General features: G+C 62.8%; 18 protein-coding genes and 1 other RNA gene. 14 read left to right on the top strand and 5 right to left on the bottom strand.

Annotated elements, in window-relative coordinates:
• Positions 1-27 precede the first annotated feature (27 nt).
• From pheA to gyrA, 3 genes are all read right to left on the bottom strand, one after another.
• Complete coding sequence (gene pheA, locus B7X65_RS17480) at positions 28-1,110, bottom strand: prephenate dehydratase (protein WP_293595573.1); 1,083 nt, start codon at positions 1,108-1,110, stop codon at positions 28-30.
• A 91-nt stretch (positions 1,111-1,201) separates the two neighbouring features.
• The gene (locus B7X65_RS17475) at positions 1,202-1,789 is read right to left on the bottom strand and encodes a DUF2059 domain-containing protein (RefSeq protein WP_293595572.1); all 588 of its coding nucleotides are present in this window, start codon (positions 1,787-1,789) and stop codon (positions 1,202-1,204) included.
• A complete protein-coding gene (gyrA, locus tag B7X65_RS17470; protein WP_293595571.1) occupies positions 1,789-4,437 on the bottom strand; it encodes a DNA gyrase subunit A in 2,649 nt (882 codons plus the stop codon). Before gyrA ends, B7X65_RS17475 begins: the two co-directional genes overlap by 1 nt.
• A gap of 253 nt (positions 4,438-4,690) precedes the next feature.
• Here gyrA and ompA point away from each other — a divergent pair, with 253 nt between their 5' ends.
• The 4 genes from ompA (at position 4,691) to ssrA (ending at position 7,073) form a co-directional block, all read left to right on the top strand.
• A complete protein-coding gene (gene ompA, locus B7X65_RS17465) occupies positions 4,691-5,323 on the top strand; it encodes an outer membrane protein OmpA (RefSeq protein WP_293595570.1) in 633 nt (210 codons plus the stop codon).
• A 69-nt stretch (positions 5,324-5,392) separates the two neighbouring features.
• Positions 5,393-6,100, top strand: a complete 708-nt coding sequence (ubiG, locus tag B7X65_RS17460; RefSeq protein WP_293595569.1) for a bifunctional 2-polyprenyl-6-hydroxyphenol methylase/3-demethylubiquinol 3-O-methyltransferase UbiG — start codon at positions 5,393-5,395, stop codon at positions 6,098-6,100.
• 12 nt (positions 6,101-6,112) lie between these two features.
• Positions 6,113-6,760: an HAD-IA family hydrolase gene (locus B7X65_RS17455; RefSeq protein WP_293595609.1), complete on the top strand. Its 648-nt coding sequence runs from the start codon at positions 6,113-6,115 to the stop codon at positions 6,758-6,760.
• Positions 6,711-7,073, top strand: a transfer-messenger RNA (tmRNA) gene (gene ssrA, locus B7X65_RS17450). Before B7X65_RS17455 ends, ssrA begins: the two co-directional genes overlap by 50 nt.
• Positions 7,074-7,197: 124 nt before the next feature.
• On the opposite strand, the gene B7X65_RS17445 is transcribed toward ssrA, so the two are convergent.
• On the bottom strand, positions 7,198-8,478 hold the full coding sequence (locus B7X65_RS17445) for a phosphatidylserine/phosphatidylglycerophosphate/cardiolipin synthase family protein (RefSeq protein WP_293595568.1): 1,281 nt from the start codon (positions 8,476-8,478) through the stop codon (positions 7,198-7,200).
• A 176-nt stretch (positions 8,479-8,654) separates the two neighbouring features.
• Here B7X65_RS17445 and B7X65_RS17440 point away from each other — a divergent pair, with 176 nt between their 5' ends.
• Positions 8,655-9,383, top strand: coding sequence for a 16S rRNA pseudouridine(516) synthase (locus tag B7X65_RS17440; RefSeq protein ID WP_293595608.1), 729 nt, complete (start codon positions 8,655-8,657; stop codon positions 9,381-9,383).
• An 82-nt stretch (positions 9,384-9,465) separates the two neighbouring features.
• Here B7X65_RS17440 and B7X65_RS17435 read toward each other — a convergent pair whose 3' ends face one another.
• Positions 9,466-10,248, bottom strand: coding sequence for an alpha/beta hydrolase (locus B7X65_RS17435; RefSeq protein WP_293595567.1), 783 nt, complete (start codon positions 10,246-10,248; stop codon positions 9,466-9,468).
• A 94-nt stretch (positions 10,249-10,342) separates the two neighbouring features.
• Here B7X65_RS17435 and B7X65_RS17430 point away from each other — a divergent pair, with 94 nt between their 5' ends.
• The 9 genes from B7X65_RS17430 to ntrC all read left to right on the top strand — a co-directional run bounded on the left by B7X65_RS17430 (position 10,343) and on the right by ntrC (position 20,097).
• Positions 10,343-11,326 carry a YncE family protein gene (locus B7X65_RS17430; RefSeq protein ID WP_324488454.1) on the top strand — a complete coding sequence of 328 codons (984 nt, stop codon included), beginning with the start codon at positions 10,343-10,345 and terminating at the stop codon, positions 11,324-11,326.
• Positions 11,327-11,525: 199 nt separating this feature from the next.
• Positions 11,526-12,293, top strand: a complete 768-nt coding sequence (locus B7X65_RS17425; RefSeq protein WP_293595566.1) for a polysaccharide deacetylase family protein — start codon at positions 11,526-11,528, stop codon at positions 12,291-12,293.
• A 4-nt stretch (positions 12,294-12,297) separates the two neighbouring features.
• On the top strand, positions 12,298-13,266 hold the full coding sequence (locus B7X65_RS17420) for a sterol desaturase family protein (RefSeq protein ID WP_293595565.1): 969 nt from the start codon (positions 12,298-12,300) through the stop codon (positions 13,264-13,266).
• Between the two features lie 35 nt (positions 13,267-13,301).
• A complete protein-coding gene (locus tag B7X65_RS17415) occupies positions 13,302-14,228 on the top strand; it encodes an EI24 domain-containing protein (RefSeq protein WP_293595564.1) in 927 nt (308 codons plus the stop codon).
• A 16-nt stretch (positions 14,229-14,244) separates the two neighbouring features.
• Positions 14,245-15,069: a molybdopterin-binding protein gene (locus tag B7X65_RS17410; protein WP_293595563.1), complete on the top strand. Its 825-nt coding sequence runs from the start codon at positions 14,245-14,247 to the stop codon at positions 15,067-15,069.
• A gap of 235 nt (positions 15,070-15,304) precedes the next feature.
• Positions 15,305-16,720 carry a type I glutamate--ammonia ligase gene (gene glnA, locus B7X65_RS17405; protein WP_293595562.1) on the top strand — a complete coding sequence of 472 codons (1,416 nt, stop codon included), beginning with the start codon at positions 15,305-15,307 and terminating at the stop codon, positions 16,718-16,720.
• Between the two features lie 148 nt (positions 16,721-16,868).
• Positions 16,869-17,387: a hypothetical protein gene (locus B7X65_RS17400; RefSeq protein ID WP_293595561.1), complete on the top strand. Its 519-nt coding sequence runs from the start codon at positions 16,869-16,871 to the stop codon at positions 17,385-17,387.
• A gap of 25 nt (positions 17,388-17,412) precedes the next feature.
• A complete protein-coding gene (gene glnL / locus B7X65_RS17395) occupies positions 17,413-18,504 on the top strand; it encodes a nitrogen regulation protein NR(II) (RefSeq protein WP_293595560.1) in 1,092 nt (363 codons plus the stop codon).
• Between the two features lie 48 nt (positions 18,505-18,552).
• Complete coding sequence (ntrC, locus tag B7X65_RS17390) at positions 18,553-20,097, top strand: nitrogen regulation protein NR(I) (protein WP_293595559.1); 1,545 nt, start codon at positions 18,553-18,555, stop codon at positions 20,095-20,097.
• Positions 20,098-20,183: the final 86 nt, after the last annotated feature.

The following is a 20,183-nucleotide window of genomic DNA, read 5'->3' as shown; positions in this document are numbered from 1 at the left end:
GTGGTTACTTGCAATTGCGTCATGGTTTCAGTCGCTGACCGGATAGGTGCCCAGCACTTTGTAGAACGCACAGAGCTGCTGCAGGTCTTTCAGGGCCGCTGCCACGTTGGGTTGCGAAGGGTGACCCTGCAAGTCGATGTAGAAAAAATACTCCCACTGGCCCGAGCGGGCAGGGCGCGATTCGAAGCGTGTCATCGACACACCATGGGTTTTCAGGGGAACCAGGATGTCGTGCACAGCACCTGGCTTGTTCGGAACCGACACGATCAGGCTGACGCAGTCCTTGCCCGACGCCTGCGGCGCGCCCAGCACCTGCGGCAGGCAGATCACGGCAAAGCGGGTGCGGTTGAACGCGTCGTCCTGGATCGCGTGAGCCGCAATGTGCAGGCCGAATTCGGCACCCGCCCGTTCGCTGGCGATACCGGCCCACGCGGGGTTGCTGGCCGCCAGGCGGGCGCCTTCGGCATTGCTGGAGACCGCGCGCCGCTCGGCATGGGGCAGATGCGTGGCGAGCCAGCCCTGGCATTGCGCCAGTGCCTGTGCGTGGGCCAGCACGACCTCGATGCCGTCTAACGACGCCGTCAGGCGCAGCAGGTTGTGGCGCACCAGCAGGCTGGTTTCGCCCACCACATGCAGGGGTGAATTCAGGAACAGGTCCAGCGTGCGTGTCACCACGCCTTCGGTGTTGTTTTCCACAGGCACCACCCCGAACTGGGCGGTGCCGGCCGTCGCGGCGCGAAACACCTCGTCAAAACTGGCGCAGGGCACGTGTTCGATGCTGGAGCCGAAAAACAGCACGGCTGCCTGCTCGCTGAAGGTGCCAGCAGGGCCGAGGTAGGCCACGCGCTGGGGTGCTTCGAGCGCGCGGCAGGCCGACATGACTTCGCGCCAGATGTGGGCGATGTTGTCCCCTTTGAGCGGGCCGGGATTGGCCGCCTGCAGCCCCTGGATGACCTGGGCCTCACGTTCCGGCCTGAAGACCGGCGATCCGTCCTGGCGTTTGATCTCGCCGACCTCGTTGGCCAGCGAGGCACGCTGGTTCAGGAGCGCCAGCAGTTGCTGGTCGACAGAATCGATTTTTACGCGAAGTTGCTGAAGACTTTGGGTCATGGATAAGGCGTCTCAGGCCCGGCGGGCAGGAGGGCGTCGCACAGGTGGAAGGTTGGGCGACGGCGCGCCGGCTTGGGGAAACAGCCCCGCGTCATTTCTTCGCGGGTTTGGCCGCGGGGGCGGCGCCTGCAGGCTTCGCTGCGGGTGCGGCGCCGACGATTTTGGTGGCGGTTTCGTTGAACTGCTTGGCGCGGGCCTGGATCTCGGTTCTGGAGGACTCCACCAGTTGTTTCACGAAGACATTGACCAGATCGGGCGTGGTTGCCTTGTATTTCTTTACGGCAGGGGAGTCGAAGAAAGCGGTGAGTTGCTTGAGTTCTTCCAGGGTAAAGCGGTCCATGTAGGCCGGTACCAGGGCATCCTTGTTGGCCTGACTGACCTTGCTGCCGATGATCTTGTTGGCATCTGCGGCGAACTTGGCAAGCTCGGCGTTGAGGTCCTCGGTGGCCTTGGCCTGCTTGGCTTTGGGAACGGAGGTTTCCAGCCTGGATTCCCAGCCGGAGATCAGGTCCTGGGTGGCGCTGCCGGCCAGTTGTTCGACCAGGCTGTCCAGGTCGGGGCCCTGCTGCAGGGCGACGAGCCGGGTGGCCCACTCGAGCTTGGGGTCGGTCGTCTGGGCCTGACTCGCGGCCGAGAAGGCGCAGCCAGCAATCAGGAGGGTGGTGAGCAGCTTTTTCATCAATTCGTTTCCGGGTTGGAGGCAGGTGCGCCTGTGTCAGTGTCGGTTTCATTGTCGTCCAGGCTGGCGTCGTTTTCCACGATGCGCTGCAGGCCGCTGAGCTGGGAGCCTTCGTCGAGGCCGATCAGCGTGACGCCCTGGGTGGCGCGGCCCATCTCCCGGATTTCGCTGACACGGGTACGAACCAGCACACCCTTGTCGGTGATCAGCATGATTTCGTCGTCCACGTGCACCAGGGTGGCTGCGACCACCTTGCCATTGCGCTCGCTTTGCTGGATGGCAATCATGCCTTTGGTGCCACGGCCGTGGCGCGTGTATTCCTGGATGGAGGTGCGTTTGCCGTAGCCGTGCTGGGTGGCCGTCAGAACGCTTTGTTCTTCATCTTCCGCGACCAGCATGGCGATCACGCCCTGGCCGTCGTCGAGCGTCATGCCGCGCACGCCGCGGGCATTGCGGCCCATGGGACGCACGTCGTTTTCATCGAAACGCACCGCCTTGCCACCGTCCGAGAACAGCATCACATCGTGCTTGCCATCGGTGAGTGCGGCGCCTATCAGGTAGTCGCCGTCGTCGAGGTCCACGGCAATGATGCCGGCCTTGCGCGGGTTGCTGAAGTCTTCGAGCGGGGTTTTCTTGACCGTGCCCATGCTGGTGGCCATGAACACATACTGGTCCGCAGGGAAGCTGCGTTTTTCGCCGGTCAGCGGCAGCACCACCGTGATTTTTTCGCCTTCCTGCAGCGGGAACATGTTGACGATGGGACGGCCACGCGAGCCACGCGAGCCAGCCGGCACTTCCCACACCTTGAGCCAGTAAAGCCGGCCGCGGTTGGAAAAACACAGGATGTAGTCGTGCGTGTTGGCGATGAAGAGCTGGTCGACCCAGTCGTCTTCCTTGGTGGCCGTGGCGAGCTTGCCGCGGCCGCCGCGCTTTTGCGCCCGGTATTCGGAAAGCGGCTGGCTCTTGATGTAGCCGGTGTGCGAGAGCGTCACCACCATGTCCGTCGGCGTGATCAGGTCTTCGGTGCTCAGGTCAAACGAACTGTGCTCGACCTGGCTGCGGCGCAGGCCCAGCTTGGACTGGCCGAACTCCTGGCGGATGACAGCGAGTTCTTCGCCGATGATGGTCGAGACACGTTCCGGACGCGCCAGGATGTCGAGCAGATCGTCGATTTCCGCCATGACCTCCTTGTACTCGGCAACGATCTTGTCCTGCTCCAGGCCGGTCAGGCGCTGCAGGCGCATCTGCAGGATTTCCTGGGCCTGGGTTTCGGACAGGCGGTACAGGCCGTCGCTGCCCATGCCGAAGTCCTTCTCCAGCCCGTCCGGGCGATAGTCGTCGGCGTTGACCACGCCGCCGTCCGCGCGGGTGCGTGTCAGCATCTCGCGTACCAGGCTGCTGTCCCAGGGACGCAGCATCAGCTCGGCCTTGGCGACCGGCGGTGTCGGCGCGTTGCGGATGATCGCGATGAAATCGTCGATGTTGGCCAGCGCGACGGCCAGGCCCTCGAGCACATGGCCGCGCTCGCGCGCCTTGCGCAGCGTGAACACCGTGCGCCGCGTGACCACCTCGCGGCGGTGCGACAGGAACACCTGGATCAGGTCTTTCAGGTTGCACAGCTTGGGTTGGCCGTTGACCAGCGCCACCATGTTGATGCCGAAGGTGTCCTGCAGCTGCGTCTGCTTGTACAGGTTGTTCAGCACCACCTCGGGCACTTCGCCGCGCTTGAGCTCGATGACCAGGCGCATGCCGGACTTGTCGCTTTCGTCCTGGATGTGGCTGATGCCCTCGATTTTTTTCTCGTGGACCAGCTCGGCCATGCGTTCCTGCAGCGTCTTCTTGTTGACCTGGTAGGGAAGCTCGTCAACGATGATGGACTGGCGCTGGCCTTTGTCGATGTCCTCGAAGTGGCAGCGCGCACGCATGACGACCTTGCCGCGGCCGGTGCGGTAACCGTCCTTGACCCCGTTGATGCCATAAATGATGCCGGCGGTGGGGAAGTCGGGCGCGGGGATGATCTCCATCAGCTCGTCGATGCTGGCCTGGGGGTTCTTCAGCAGGTGCAGGCAGGCATCAACGACCTCGTTGATGTTGTGCGGCGGGATGTTGGTGGCCATGCCCACGGCAATGCCGCCGGAGCCATTGATCAGCAGGTTGGGAATGCGGGAGGGGAGAACCAGCGGCTCCTTTTCGCTGCCGTCGTAGTTGGGCCCGAAATCGACGGTTTCCTTGTCGATGTCGGTCAGCATCTCCTGGGCGATCTTGGACAGGCGCACCTCGGTGTAACGCATGGCCGCGGCGCTGTCGCCGTCCACCGAGCCGAAGTTGCCCTGGCCGTCCACCAGCATGTGGCGCATGGAAAAGTCCTGGGCCATGCGGACAATCGCGTCATAGACTGACTGGTCGCCATGCGGGTGGTACTTGCCGATCACGTCGCCGACGATACGGGCCGATTTCTTGTAAGGCCGGTTCCAGTCGTTGTTGAGCTCATGCATCGCAAACAGCACGCGTCGGTGCACCGGCTTGAGGCCATCGCGCGCATCGGGCAGGGCGCGACCCACGATCACGCTCATCGCGTAATCCAGGTAGCTGCGCCGCATCTCCTCTTCAAGACTGATGGGCAGGGTTTCTTTGGCAAACTGGGTCATGAGAGGCCTGAAAAGGGTAATGCAATGCGCAGGGAGATAAGCCTGCTGATTTTAAGGCCTGTGCCGGGTTCGATCGGGGTGTGGCAAGTCCGCAACAAAAAACAAAGATTCTCGAATCTCTGTCAGACGAAGCCGATAGGGCGCTTGAACGGTCAATGAGCTATGGCACAATAACTGTAACGCTTTGAGTGATGGTCACTTACGGCGTGTATCCAATCGCAGCCAGTCTGCGGCTTTTCTCTAGAGGAGAACCATGAAGAAACTCAACAAAGTGGCAATGTTGTTTGCTTCCGCAGCGCTTGCAACCGCCGCTGGTGCACAAACAATTGACAACTGGAAAAACGGCACCAATGAGCTGGTCTGGAAAAACGGCACCAACGAGTACTGCTGGCGTGATTCCAACTGGACCCCGGCTACTGCCGCTCCAGGTTGCGACGGTGCTATCGTTCCTGCAGCTCCTGCTTCGGCTCCCGTCGCCGCAGTTCCTGCCAAGCCAGCTGCTCCCAAGCCGGTAGCTCCTCCTGCAGCGACCAAGGTCACCTACGCTGCTGACGCGTTCTTCGACTTCGACAAGTCTGTGCTCAAGCCTGAAGGCAAAGCCAAGCTTGACGACCTGGTCGGCAAGATCAAGGGCATCAACTTGGAAGTCATCATTGCTGTCGGTCACACCGATGCAGTGGGTAGTGATTCCTACAACCAGAAACTGTCGGTTCGCCGCTCGGAGTCTGTCAAGTCTTATCTGGTGTCCAAGGGCATCGAGAAAAACCGCGTCTACACCGAAGGCAAGGGCGAGAAACAGCCAGTTGCTGACAACAAGACCAGCGAAGGCCGCGCGAAGAACCGTCGCGTGGAAATCGAAGTGGTTGGTACCCGCGCCAACAAGTAATCCTTCAAGGATCGCTTAAAAAACCGCGCTACGGCGCGGTTTTTTTATGGGCGGGCGATAATCAGATCCATGCACACCACTGAAAACGCAGACCCGGCCGAACTGGCCAAATTTTCCGATCTGGCCCATCGCTGGTGGGACACCGAGAGCGAGTTCCGCCCCCTGCACCAGATCAATCCCTTGAGACTTGGCTGGATTGAGGGCCTGGCGCCGCTCCAGGGCAAGCGCGTCCTCGATATCGGCTGCGGTGGTGGCATTCTTGCCGATTCCATGGCTCGCCGGGGCGCCCAGGTTCTGGGCATCGACCTGGCGAGCAAGGCGTTGAAAGTGGCGCAGCTTCATGCGCTCGAGGCCAATACCCAGGGCGTCGAGTACCGGGAGATCAGTGCGGAGGCACTGGCATCCGAACAGCCGGGAAGCTTTGATGTGGTCACCTGCATGGAAATGCTCGAGCATGTGCCTGACCCGTCCTCCGTGGTGCGGGCTTGCGCGACGCTGGTCAAGCCCGGTGGCCAGGTTTTCTTTTCCACGATCAACCGCAATGCCAAAGCCTTTCTGTTTGCCATCGTCGGCGCGGAGTACGTGCTGAGCCTGCTGCCGCGCGGCACCCACGAATACGCCAAGTTCATCAAACCCAGCGAACTGGCTGCTTATTGCCGCCTTGCCGGGCTCGATCTGCAGCAGACCAAAGGCATGGAATACAACCCGTTGACCGGGCATTACTGGCTCAGCGCCGACACCAGCGTCAATTACATGCTGGCCACGCAGAAGCCCTGAGTGATGGGGCCGATATTCAACGGTATTGAGGCTGTGCTGTTCGATCTGGACGGCACGCTGATCGACAGTGCGCCCGACCTGGGCGCTGCCGCGGACAAGATGCGCACCGACCGCGGTCTGGCGTCGCTGCCGCTGGCCGACTACCGGCCCATGGCCGGTGCGGGTGCGCGCGGCATGATTGGCATTGCTTTTGGGCTGTCGCCTGACGATGATGGTTTCGGTGACCTGAAAGAAGAGTTTTTCGCCAATTACGAAGCCTGCATGACCGAGCGCACCTATGCCTTCGACGGCGTGGCCGAGCTGATTGCGCAAATTGACCGGTCCGGACTCAAATGGGGTGTGGTGACCAACAAATCGGCGCGTTTTACCCTGCCGCTGACGCGCCGGATGCCGCTGTTTGAGTCCGCGCAGACCATCATCAGCGGCGACACCACTCCCCACGCCAAGCCGCATCCGGCGCCGCTGCTGGAAGCCGCCCGTCAGCTCCAGCTCCATCCCGGGCGTTGTGTCTATGTCGGTGATGACGAGCGGGACATCGTCGCCGGGCGCGCCGCCGGCATGCCGACCGTGGCCGCGGCCTATGGTTACCTCGGTGCGCTGGCCGATACCCGGCACTGGAAAGCCGACGCCACCATTGTTTCGCCGTCATCCCTCTTGTGATTCAAACAAACTAACTGCAAACGACGAACGTTTCGCACTCGCTGCTTAATTGCCAGTGAGCTTTACAACAGCAGGCCGATGGGCTGGGCAAGGGGTGTTTAGCGCAAGTTGAACGCTCCCGGCTGTAAAGATAATTTCATCGGCTGGCTCCGGGCTGGGTACCTTAACCCGGGGCGAGAAAATAGGGTGCTGGCGTCCTGTATAGCGTGCGACTGCGCGATACAGGTGGCGAGACTCAAATCAGACCGCTAAACATGTAGATCTGCCCGAACAAGGCTTGCGGACGGGGGTTCAAATCCCCCCAGCTCCACCATACGCCGAGACAAAGGCCGCTAACTAGAGATGGTTCGCGGCCTTTTTCTTTGGTTAATCGCAGCCCGCCCGTCCAACAGCCGGTTTTTTCGCGCCCCGCCGGCAACCCGCCGCCTCAGCTTCTGTCAGAGCTGGGACTCCAGCAGCAGCGCCAGCCGCTCCATGAATTTTTCCCTGAGAGGGCGGTTCGCCCATTCCTCGTAGGTGATCTGCCGGGAGCGCTTCAGGTCGTCCTCAAACACCCGGGTCTGCCGCGCTGCAAAGGTTTCGTCGTAGACATTGAGGTTGGCCTCGTCGTTGAGGCGAAAGGAGCGGTTGTCGAAGTTGGTCGAGCCGACCGATACCAGCAGCTGGTCCACGATCATGACCTTGCAGTGGTACATGGTGGGCTGGTACTCGTAGATCTGCGCGCCGGCCTGTAGCAGTGACCCCCAGCTGCCGCGCGACGCCGCACGCACGGTGTCCGTGTCGATGATTTCTCCGGGCGTGATGATGCGGATCTTCACGCCGCGTTTGAGCGCATCGGTCAGGGCGCGGGTGGTGAGCTCGTCGGGGACAAAGTACGCGGTCGACAGGTCGATGCTTTTCCCGGCCGCCGTGATGGACAGCTGGTACATCAGCTGCATGCTTTCGCTGCCGCCCGAGGGTGAACTGGAAAACACCTGGGCGTCGCTGCTGCCGACCGCCAGCAGGGCCGGGAAGTAGGCTTCGCCGTGCATCACCTTGCCGGTGACCTTGAGCCAGTTGTCCATGAACACAGCCTGCATCTGGGCGACGGCCGGGCCCTCGATCTGGAAGTGGGAGTCGCGCCAGTGCTCGGCGTCCTGGCCGGCACCGGTCCACTTGGGCGCAATGCCCACGCCTCCGGTGAAGCCGGTCTTGCCGTCCACGACCAGCAGCTTGCGGTGGGTGCGGTTGTTCATGCGTGCCAGGTTGTACCAGTGCGGCTTGTGAAATTTTCGGATTTCCACGCCGGCCGCTTCCATCTCCTGCAGAAACGAGGCATCGATCTTGGCACTGCCGACCCAGTCCAGCAGCACATGCACCTTCACGCCGGCCCGGGCACGTTCGGCCAGAGCGTCGGCAAACTGGCGGCCCACATCGCCGGACCAGTAGATGTAGGTTTCAAAGGTGATGCTGCGCTGCGCGCCGTGGATGGCCTGCAGCATGGCGGGGAAGATATGGTCGCCATTGAGCAGCTCCCGGACCCGGTTGCCGCCCACCAGGGCCGGGCCGAGCAGGGCGCCCATGGCGCGGCGGAACTGGGGGTCCTGCGTGGCATACAGGCGCGGCAACTCGCGGTTGACCTTTTTTTCTCCAGTGCTGAAGTTCAGGACGAGTAGCACGCCGGCCACGGTGATCAGGAAGGTGAGCAGAATGGTCAGTGCAACGCGGTTTTTTTTCATCATGGGTCGGAAACGGGGTCGTGGTACAGGGGCGGGTGCGACACGTGCCGGTAAGCGCTGCGTCGATGGTAAAAAGCATAAGCAGATGCCCGGCCGGCCCCTGAAAGCCGATGGGCTGTTGCGCGGTAGGCCGGGACCCTGTCCGGCCCGGCGACAATAGGCCCATGGCAAAAAACATGCAATTGCAGGACATTCTTTTCTCCCAGGGCTTTGGCACACGGCGCGTCTGCGCCGGCCTGGTTCAACAGGGTTTTGTGGCCGTGGCCGGCGTCCCCTGTACGGAGCCAGCTATGGATTTTGTAGCGGAAGGGCTGAAGTTCACGGTGCAAGGTGTGGACTGGGAATACCACGAAAAGGCCTACCTGATGCTGCACAAGCCGGCCGGCTACGAGTGCTCGCAAAAGCCCAGCACCTACCCGAGCATCTACACGCTGCTGCCGGCGCCGATTCGCCAGCGCGGCGGCGGCGCGGCTGCCGGTGTGCAGGCGGTGGGGCGGCTGGACCAGGACACCACCGGCCTGCTGCTGCTGTCGGACGACGGCAAGTTCATCCACCGCATGAGTTCACCCAAGCACCATGTGCCCAAGGTGTACGAGGTCACTGCCAAACACCCGGTCGATGACAAACAGGTCCAGAAGCTGCTGGCGGGCGTGGTGCTGGACGACGACCCCAAGCCGGTGCGGGCCGCAGCCTGCGAAAAAACCGGCGAGCAGACCTTGCGCCTGACGCTCACCGAGGGCAAGTACCATCAGGTCAAACGCATGATTGCCGCGGTGGGCAACCGGGTGGAAGACGTGGCGGGCCTGCACCGCTCGCGCATCGGTTCGCTGGATCTGCCGGGCGACCTGAAACCCGGCCAGTGGCGCTGGCTCACGGCGCAGGACCTGGCGGCCATTGCTGGCTGAGTACCAGAAACCCCGTGTCTGATGGAGAAAATTGCCTCCAGCCCTTATATGACGGGCGTTAAAAGCTATTGAATCGATAGCGTCATGGCAGCGGCTGCAGGAAAGCGACAACCGCTTCCAGCGTCCGGTCGGGTTGGTCGCGCTGCGGCGAATGCCCGCAATCGGGCAGCCGCAACTGCACGGTCTGCGGCGCGGCCAAGGCCAGCTCGTCGAGCTGCACCAGGGTGCCGTATTCGTCGCCCAGCCCCTGGATGGCCAGCAGCGGCGCGCTGATGTGCCGACAGTCCGGCCGGATGTCAAAGCTGCGAAAACCGGGCGACAGCCAGACGTCGTTCCACTGCCAGAAGGCGCTATCCACATCGGCATGATGGCGGGCCAGCTTCTCCCGCAATCCTCCCGACTCAAAGGCAGCCGTTGCCTGGCCAATCGCCTGCACGGCGATGTCCTCGACCATCAGGTGCGGTGCCATCACGATGACGGCGCTCACCGGGTGCCGGCTCGCATGGAGCAGGGCGATGCTCGCGCCATCCGAGTGGCCCAGCAGCACGGGCGGCTGGTGGATGCCCTGGCTGGCGAGCAGGGCCGGCAACACCTCCCAGGCCTCGCGGTGCATGTAGTCGGGCGCCAGGCGGCCGGTGCCGCGCACGTCGGGCACGGGGTCCGAGCGGCCGTAGCCGCGCCGCGAATACATCAGGCCGGCACGGCCTGTGGCCTGGCAGACTGCTTCGGGCCAGTTGCGGCCGCGCTGGGTCCACAGGCTGACCGAGCCCAGGCCTTCGTGCAGGAAAACAAGCGGTGCCAGGCTGGCCGAACCGGTGATGGGCTGCACTTCAAGCCGTGTGCCGGCAATCTCTACCAAATTCATCACCAGATCGTAAGGGATGTAAGCGTACCGAGCCTCTGGCGCGTTGATAAAAGCCTGCCGGTAAACTTGCCGGCTGTCCGAAGAAAGCCGCTGCGTGAATTTCCCCTTCCGTTTGTTTGCAGCCGTCCTGTGCACCTGCCTGGGCGGAGCCACTGTCCCGGCCCTGGCGCAGACCATGCCCCTGCTGGTGCTCAATTCGCTCAGTGACAGCGTCAGCGTCATCAATCCGGTCGACTGGACGGAAACCCGGCGCATTCCCACCGGCAAGCAGCCGCACCACCTGTACCTCACACCTGACGAGAAGTCGGTGATCGTGGCCAACGCCCTGTCTGACACGCTGACTTTCATCGACCCCCGGACCGCCGACGTCCAGCGTGTGGTGCGCGACATCATCGACCCCTACCACCTGCGCTTTTCGCCCGACATGAAGTGGTTTGTCACGGCGGCCAACCGGCTCAACCACATCGACATCTACCGCTGGGACGGCACCGATATCGCACTGGTCAAGCGTATCCCCACCGGCAAGACGCCCAGCCATTTGTGGATAGACAGCAAAAGCGCCACGGTGTATTCGACGATGCAAGACAGCGATGAACTGATCGCGATCGACCTGAGCACCCAGACCATCAAGTGGCGCACGCCGACGGGCCTGACGCCCGCCGACGTGTTCGGCACGGCCGACGACAAGTTCCTGCTGGTCGGACTGACCGGCAGCGACGCGGTCGAGGTTTACGACGTGAGCGGCAAGCAGCCGCAGCACAGCCGCAGCATCAAGACCGGCGCCGGTGCCCATGCCTTTCGCGCACTGGGCGACGGCCGCCATGTGCTGGTCAGCAACCGCGTGGGCAACAGCATCAGCAAGATCGACCTGCAGACCATGGCCGTGGTGGATGAGTACCCGGCACCCGGCGGGCCCGACTGCATGGATGTCTCGCGCGACGGAAAATTCATTTATGTGACCTCGCGCTGGGCGCGCAAACTCACGGTGATCGACATGGCCAGCCGCAAGGTGGTGCGCCAGGTCAATGTTGGAAAGAGCCCTCATGGTGTCTGGACGCTGGATCACGCAGCCCGGTGAGCCCCCACGCTCCGCCGCTTCGCGGGTCGCTGCCCCTCGAGGGGGCGCTGCGCCTGCGGGCCGGCAAAGCCGGACCCGCGGCCCCGGCTGGTCTGGATACCTCCCTGGGGCGCCCAACACGGTTCGGTCTCTTGTGGCATTCCTGGTTGCTACATTTTTCATAGCTGTTGGCGCACGTCCAGCATGGGCTGACGGCTGTTTGGATGCTCAAGGCAGGGCCGGCAAGCCGGTTTACCTGACTTTGGACACCGGCCACATGGAGGTGGCGCCGCTGATCGCGGACATCCTCAACAAACACCAGGTCAAGGTCACTTTTTTCGCCGCCAACGAGCGCACAAAAACCGGGGACGGCAGCCTGGGCGCGGCCTGGGCGCCCTGGTGGAAGGCGCGCGCCGCCGAGGGCCATGAATTTGCCTCCCACACCTGGGACCACAGCTACTGGCGCGCCGACGTGCGGCCGGCGGCGGGCGGGCCGACGCAGTTCAGGATCAAACCCTCGGCGGGCCCCTCCGAAGGCCGGGAATTCACCTGGACGGCCGCGCAATACTGCGAAGAGGTCGGCCGTGCCAGCGCACGGCTGGAGGCCATCACCGGCAAGAAGCCGCTGCCGCTGTTCCGGGCACCGGGCGGCAAGACCTCGCCGGCTTTGCTGGCGGCGGCCAAAACCTGCGGTTATGAGCATGTGGGCTGGTCGCCTGCCGGCTTTCTGGGTGACGAATTACCCAGCGGCCCTTACCCCAACGACCTGCTGCTGAAAAAGGCATTGCGCGATATCCGGCCCGGCGACATCCTGCTGGCCCATCTGGGCATCTGGTCGCGCCAGGACCCCTGGGCACCCGCCGTGCTGGAGCCGCTGATCGTCGGACTGGAAGAGCGCGGCTTCTGTTTTGCGACGCTGCGCGAGCACCCGCGCTACCAGGCCTGGGTGGCTGCCAGTGGGCCGGCCATGGCGCCCGCGGCAAAATAGCACCATGGACAGCTTGATCGACGGGGTGGGCAACGGCTTTTCTGCCGTGCAGCAATGGCTGTTCGAGGCCGTGGTGCAGCCGACCCTGTTCGCACTGGGCCTGGCCAACTTTCTGGAGGACGCCTTCCTGGGGACGGCCTGGTTCATGGTCGGCGTTATCCAGATACTGGTGCTGCTGGCGGTGTTCGGCCCGCTGCAGCGCTGGCGGCCGGTGGAGCCGGTGCGGGACCACGCGACCGTCCGCACCGACATGCTGTACACCCTGATCCACCGTCTCGGACTGTTCCGCATTGCGCTCTTCATGACGCTGGAGCCTGTCTTTGACGAACTGTTCGGGGTCCTGCGCACTGCCGGCTATGGCACCTTTCACCTGGACCAGCTCTGGCCCGGCGTCACCGATGGCGCGGTGACCAGCTTACTGATCTACCTGGTGGCGTTTGACTTCCTGGGCTACTGGATCCACCGCGGCCAGCACCAGCTGGATATCTGGTGGCGCTTGCACTCGCTGCACCACGCGCAGCGCCAGATGACGATGTGGAGCGACAACCGCAATCACCTGCTCGACGACATCGCGGTCGACTGCCTGCTGGTGCTGGCCGCGCAGCTGATCGGTGTGGCACCCGGCCAGTTCGTCGCCATCGTGGCGCTGACCCAGCTCAGCGAAAGCCTGCAGCATGCCAATGTCCGCCTCTGGTTCGGGCGGGTGGGCGAGCGCCTGTGGGTCAGCCCGCGCTTCCACCGGATGCACCACAGCATAGGTTTTGGCCATGAGCCGGCGGGGAAAAACACGGCCAGCGGCCACAACTTCGGGGTCTTGCTGCCCTGGTGGGACGTGCTTTTCGGCACCGCCAACTTCGAGCATCGTTACGACCCGACCGGCATACGCGACCAAGTCGAGCAGGCGCGCGACTACGGCCACGGTTTCTGGTCGCAGCAGTGGCTGGGGCTGAAGCGGCTGGTCGGCAGGGACTGAGCAGCCGTCGCTCCGGCGGGTTATCCTCAGGCCCTATGAGCAAGCTTCTCGACGCCTTCTGGCGCGCAACCGTGTACTGCCTGCACCCCCGGGTGATTGCGCTGTCGTTTTTGCCGCTGATCATCATGGTCGTCTTCTCGCTCGGGGTGGGCTACTTCTTCTGGGAAGACGCCCTGGCCGCCGTGCGCAGTGGCCTGGAAAGTTATGAGCTGCTGAGCACCATGGTGCGCTGGCTCGAAGGCCTGGGGTTGGGCAACCTGCGGGTGGTGCTGGCGCCGGCGCTGCTGCTTTTCATGGCGATTCCCGTGATCGTGATTGCCTCGCTGCTGTTTGTCGCGATGCTGATGACGCCGGCCATGGTGGCGCTGGTGGCCGAGCGCCGCTTTCCGCTGCTGGAGCGGAAAAAAGGCGGCTCGCTTGTGGCCAGCCTGTTCTGGTCGCTCAGCTCGACCCTGCTGGCCGCCATTGCGCTGATCGTCTCGATGCCGCTGTGGCTCGTTCCGCCGCTGATACTGATCCTGCCGCCGCTGATCTGGGGCTGGCTGACCTATCGCGTGATGGCTTACGACGCGCTGGTCGATCATGCGAGTGCCGAAGAACGGCGCGAACTCTTTCGCCGCCACCGCGGCAGTCTGCTGGGCATCGGCGTGCTCAGCGGCTACCTGGGCGCCGCGCCCAGCCTGATCTGGGCTTCGGGGGCGATGTTTGTCGCCATGGCGCCCATTCTCGTGCCGGTGGCGATCTGGATCTACACCCTGGTGTTTGCCTTTTCATCCCTCTGGTTTTCCCACTACTGCCTGGCGGCGCTGGAGCAACTTCGCAAGCAGAACAATGCCCTGGCCCCCGACCCCCTTGCGCAGGATGCTATTGAAACGATAGCGGACGAACTTCTGCCTCAAGGCCCCGCGGGGCCTGCGACTACGCTGGGGGCGCCGGGTGGCCGGCCCGGTTCCCTGCCATGACTTTCCTGTTTTTCCCATGACCACACACTTCGGACTCATCATCGTCGGCGACGAAATCCTGTCGGGCAAACGCGCCGACAAACACCTGCCCAAGGCCATCGAGTTGCTGGGTGCGCGCGGCCTGCCGCTTAGTTATGCCGACTACGTGGGCGACGACCCCGAACGCATCACGGCCACGCTGGCGCGCGCCTTCGACGCCGCACGGGCTTCGGGTGATGTGGTTTTCTGCACCGGCGGCATTGGCGCCACGCCGGACGACCACACCCGCCAATGCGCCGCACGGGCGCTGGGCGTGGAACTGGCTTTGCATCCCGAGGCCGAGCGGTTGATCCGCGAGCGCATGCAGGACATCGCCAGGGAGCAGGGCGTGCCCTATGAGCCGGACCGGCACGACAACATCCACCGCCTGAACATGGGCATGTTTCCGGCCGGCGCCGCCATCATTCCCAACCCCTACAACAAGATCCCGGGTTTCAGTGTCCAAGCCGGGGTGGGCGCCGTCCACTTCATGCCGGGGTTTCCCGTCATGGCCTGGCCGATGATGGAGTGGTTGCTGGATACGTGCTATGCCGGCTTGCACCAAAAATTGGCTTATTCGGAAAAATCGGTGATTGTGATGGGGGCCATGGAGGCGGCGCTGACACCGTTGATGCTGGACATTGAGGCCCGCCACAGCGGGGTCAAAGTGTTCAGCCTGCCCAGCGTGGACCACCCCGACTACGGGCGCCATATCGAGCTGGGCGTCAAGGGTTCGCCGGATGCTGTCAATGAAGCTTACCCCGCGCTGCTCGCGGGCTTGCACACTTTTAATGCCAAGTTGGGCCCCGAATTGGTGCGATAAATCACTGCACCAGTAAGGTGCAAATCTATGACGCACTTTATTGGTGCTTCACTTTTCTCGCTGCTTTTGCGATTTTGCCGGTCCGGCGCCACCCAAACAGGGGTCGGATGACGGCACAATCAGGGGCTTGGCTTTAAATCACCGGCAAACACCCGCGAGGGAGGTTTGGCACAAAAAGTGCATTCGACCACGCCGAAACAATTTTTTAACCACCATCCAGCAACAGGAGATTCTGATGGCAAAGACCGTCGCAGACGTCATGAAAATGGTCAAGGAAAACGAAGTCAAGTTTGTTGACTTCCGTTTTACCGACACCCGGGGCAAAGAACAGCACGTGACCGTGCCCGTGTCCCACTTTGACGAAGACAAATTCACTTCGGGCCACGCCTTTGACGGCTCTTCTGTTGCAGGCTGGAAAGGCATTGAAGCTTCCGACATGCAGTTGATGCCTGACCCGAAGACGGCCAACATCGACCCTTTCTTCGAAGAAACCACGCTGTTCATGAGCTGCGACGTGCTGGAACCCAGCGACGGCAAGGCCTATGACCGCGATCCGCGCTCCATCGCACAGCGCGCCGAGGCCTACCTCAAGGCGTCCGGCCTGGGCGACACCGCCTATTTCGGTCCCGAGCCTGAATTTTTCATCTTCGACGACGTGCGCTGGAACACCGACATGTCGGGCACCTTCTTCAAGATTGAAGAGTACGAAGCCCCCTGGAATTCAGGCGCCAAGCTCGAAGGCGGCAACCGCGGCCACCGCCCCACCGTCAAGGGTGGTTACTTCCCCGTGCCTCCGGTGGACAGCACGCAGGACATGCGCGCCGAGATGTCCCTGATTCTCGAATCGCTGGGCATTCCGGTCGAGGTGTTCCACCACGAAGTGGCCGGCGCCGGCCAGAACGAAATCGGCACCAAGTTCAGCACGCTGGTGCAGCGCGCCGACTGGACGCAGATCCTCAAGTACGTGGTGCAGAACGTGGCCAATGCCTACGGCAAAACCGCCACCTTCATGCCCAAGCCCATCGTTGGAGACAACGGCTCCGGCATGCACGTGCACCAGTCCATCTGGAAAGACGGCAAAAACCTGTTCGCCGGCGACGGCTACGCTGGTCTGTCGGACTTCGCGCTGTATTACATCGGCGGCATCATCAAGCACGCCCGTGCGCTGAACGCCATCACCAACCCGGGCACCAACAGCTACAAGCGCCTGGTCCCTGGTTACGAGGCGCCGGTCAAGCTGGCTTACTCGGCGAAAAACCGCTCGGCATCGATCCGCATTCCTTACGTCGCCAACCCCAAGGGCCGCCGTATCGAGGCACGTTTCCCCGATCCACTGATGAACCCTTACCTCGGCTTCTCGGCCCTGATGATGGCTGGTCTCGATGGCGTGGAAAACAAGATCCATCCCGGCGAAGCCGCGACCAAGGACCTGTACCATCTGCCGCCCGAGGAAGATGCAAAAGTGCCAACCGTGTGCCACAGTCTGGACCAGGCGCTGGATGCTCTCGACGTGGGCCGCAGCTTCCTGACCAAGGGCGGTGTGTTCACCGATTCCATGATCGACGCCTACATCGAGCTGAAAATGGGTGAGGTCACGCGCCTGCGTCAGGCCACGCACCCGATTGAGTTCGACATGTACTATTCACTGTAATTTTTTACAGTCTGTGGTCAAAAAAGGACGGCGAAAGCCGTCCTTTTTTATTGGGCTGCATGGTTATCTGGTAGCCCATTTTGCTTTTCGACACCTTTGCGAGATACTGGTAGACCGTCCTTGCCCTAACAGGCGCTTGGGGTTACGCATGAAACCTACAGTACTTCTTTCAATCTCGACCCTTCTTCTCGCTGGCAGCGTCTCCGCCGCATTCGCGCAGGAGCGCATCTACCGCTGCGGTGGCAAGGAAGGCGCTGCGCCTGAATACATCAACAACGCCAGGGATGCGCAGTCGCGGGGCTGCAAGCAAATTGAAGGCGGCAATGTGACGGTGGTCCAGAGCCTGCCCCAGAGCCGGCCTGCGGTACGTGTTGCTGCCGCAGCGCAGGCATCGCCTGCCGCCAGCAACGAAGCGCAACGCGCCCGGGACAGCGACACACGCGCCATCCTGGAGTCCGAACTCAAAAAGGCCGAGCTCCGGCTCGCCGAGCAGCAAAAAGAGTACAACAACGGTCAGCCCGAGAAGCAGGGCATCGAAGGGCGCAATTACCAGCGCTACCTGGACCGTGTGGCTGAAATGAAGGAAAGCATTGCCCGCCACGAAAGCGACATCGCCGGTCTGAAGCGCGAAATTTCCCGTTTGCCCGCAAACACCGTCCGTCAGTAAGACGTTCTGCGTCAGAATAGAAGGCTTGAAAAAGCCCACTCTTTCCGCGCCCGCGGCCGCTCCGGCCATTCCCCGTTTCCAGTCTTTTGACCTGCTGGCCACACTGGTCGCCGTTGTGCGCACCAACGGTTTGGTGGTGTTTGCCAACGCGGCGCTCGAAGACGCGCTGGGCACCTCGCGCCGTACCATCGAAGGCTCCCAACTCCCCGATTGCTTCACCGAGCCGGCCATCCTGCACAACGCACTCGAAGGCGCCGGCAGCAATGAATTTGCCGCGCTGCGTTACGACGCCTGGCTCAAGCCGCTGAACCGCGAACCCATGCCCGTGCATGTGGTGGTGGCGCAGACCGACACACCGGGCGAAGCCATCGTGGAGTTGCTGCCGTTGGAGCAGCAGGCCAAGCAGGACCGCGAAGAGCGCCTGATCGACCAGGCGCAGGCCAACAAGGAGCTGATCCGCAACCTGGCGCATGAGATCAAGAACCCGCTGGGCGGGATTCGCGGCGCGGCGCAACTGCTGCAGATGGAGATCGAGTCCAGGGAACTCACCGAATACACCCAGGTCATCATCCACGAGGCCGACCGCCTGCAGTCCCTGGTGGACCGGTTGCTGGCACCGCACCGCCGGCCGCACCTGGTGGGCGACGTCAATATCCACGAGGTGTGCGAACGGGTCCGCTCGCTGATCCTGGCGGAGTTTCCGCGGGGTTTGCGCGTCATGCGCGACTACGACATCTCGATCCCCGACTTTCGCGGTGACCGCGAGCAACTGATCCAGGCGGTGCTCAACATTGCGCACAACGCCGCACAGGCGCTCGCCGAGCGTGTTGCCGCAGGCGATGCCCAGATCACTTTCAGGACCAGGATTGCCCGACAAGTAACTTTTGGCAAGCAGCGCTATCGCTTGGCACTGGAATTGCATGTTATCGACAATGGACCGGGTGTTCCGGACTCCATCAAGGACCGTATCTTCTATCCCCTGATCTCGGGGCGCGAAGGCGGTTCCGGACTGGGGCTGACATTGGCGCAAACCTTTGTTCAGCAACACCACGGCTTGATTGAGTGCGAGAGCGTCCCCGGCCGCACGGATTTCAAGTTGCTGATACCTCTGCCTTGACATCCGTTGTCTTTGACAGATAACCGGTAGTACCAAAGGGACGAGAACATGAAACCGATCTGGATTGTGGACGACGACCAGTCCATCCGGTTTGTGCTGGAAAAAGCCTTGTTGCGTGAAGGCCTGCCGACGCGCAGTTTCACCAACCCGCGCGAGGTGCTCAGCGCGCTGGAAAGTGCGACAGAAGAAGACGGGCCGCAGATCCTGGTCAGCGATATCCGCATGCCCGGTGGCTCGGGCCTGGACCTGCTCGAGAAGGTCAAGGAAAAGCTGCCCGGCCTGCCGGTCATCATCATGACGGCCTTCTCCGACCTGGACAGCGCCGTCTCGGCCTTCCAGGGCGGTGCTTTTGAATACCTGCCCAAACCGTTCGATCTGCCCAAGGCGGTCGAGCTGATCCGCCGCGCCGTCGAGGAAAGCCAGCGCGAGGAAGTGGCCGAGGAACGCATGGCTGCCACGCCTGAAATGCTGGGCCAGGCGCCCGCCATGCAGGACGTGTTCCGCGCGATCGGACGGCTGAGCCAGAGCATGGTGACGGTGATGATCACCGGCGAGTCCGGCTCCGGCAAGGAACTGGTGGCGCGCGCGCTGCACAAACATTCACCGCGCGCCAACGGGCCGTTTGTGGCCATCAACACGGCCGCCATCCCGAAAGACCTGCTCGAGTCCGAACTGTTCGGCCATGAGCGTGGCGCCTTCACCGGCGCGCAGACCATGCGCCGCGGCCGTTTCGAACAGGCCGACGGCGGCACGCTGTTTCTCGACGAGATCGGTGACATGCCGTTTGACCTGCAGACCCGGCTGTTGCGTGTGCTCAGCGACGGCAATTTCTACCGCGTCGGCGGCCACAACGCCGTCAAGACCAATGTGCGTGTGATTGCCGCCACGCATCAGGACCTGGAGCAGCGCGTCAAGGAAGGTGGTTTCCGGGAAGATCTGTTCCACCGCCTCAACGTGATCCGCCTGCGCCTGCCGGCGCTGCGCGAGCGGCGCGAAGACGTGTTCATGCTGACGCGCCACTTCCTGCAGCAAAGCGCCAAGCAGTTGGGGGTGGAGCCCAAACGCATTTCCGATGCGGCTTTGCAGCAACTGAGCACTTTCAGTTTTCCCGGCAATGTGCGTCAGCTCGAGAACATCTGCCACTGGCTGACCGTGATGGCGCCGGCCCAGGTCATCGAAGCCAAGGACTTGCCGCCGGAGGTGCTGGGGGCCGTGCCCGAACCGGGCAGGGCGCCGGTGCTGGTCGAAGGCGGTACCGCACCGCAGCGGCCCCTGTCCGTGCCGGCCGAGTTGCCGCGCGCCGCGGCGGCAGACGCTGTGCATGCCGGCGCCGCGGTGCTGGCCGCGGAGGCTGGCAGCCCGCCTGCGGCGGCCAACGGCAGCAGCTGGGAAACCGGGCTCGAGGCCGAGGCCATGGCCTTGCTGGCGACCGGGCGCAGTGACGTGTGGGATGTGCTGACCCGGCGTTTCGAGTCCAAGCTGATCCAGACGGCGCTGCTCAACACCCGTGGCCGCCGCATCGAAGCTGCGCAGAAGCTGGGCATAGGCCGCAACACCATCACGCGCAAGATTCAGGAACTGAATTTAGAGTGAATGTGGCCTCCACGGTCACGATTTCTCATCCGATCGTCCTGAGCTTGTCGAAGGATGCATCATCCAGCGTGGACCGTGTTGCTCTG

This window comes from Polaromonas sp. 39-63-25, from assembly GCF_002278925.1.
Taxonomy (GTDB): Bacteria; Pseudomonadota; Gammaproteobacteria; order Burkholderiales; family Burkholderiaceae_C; genus Polaromonas.
Note: the sequence above shows the minus strand (reverse complement) of the source record. Positions and strands in the feature narration are given on the sequence as shown.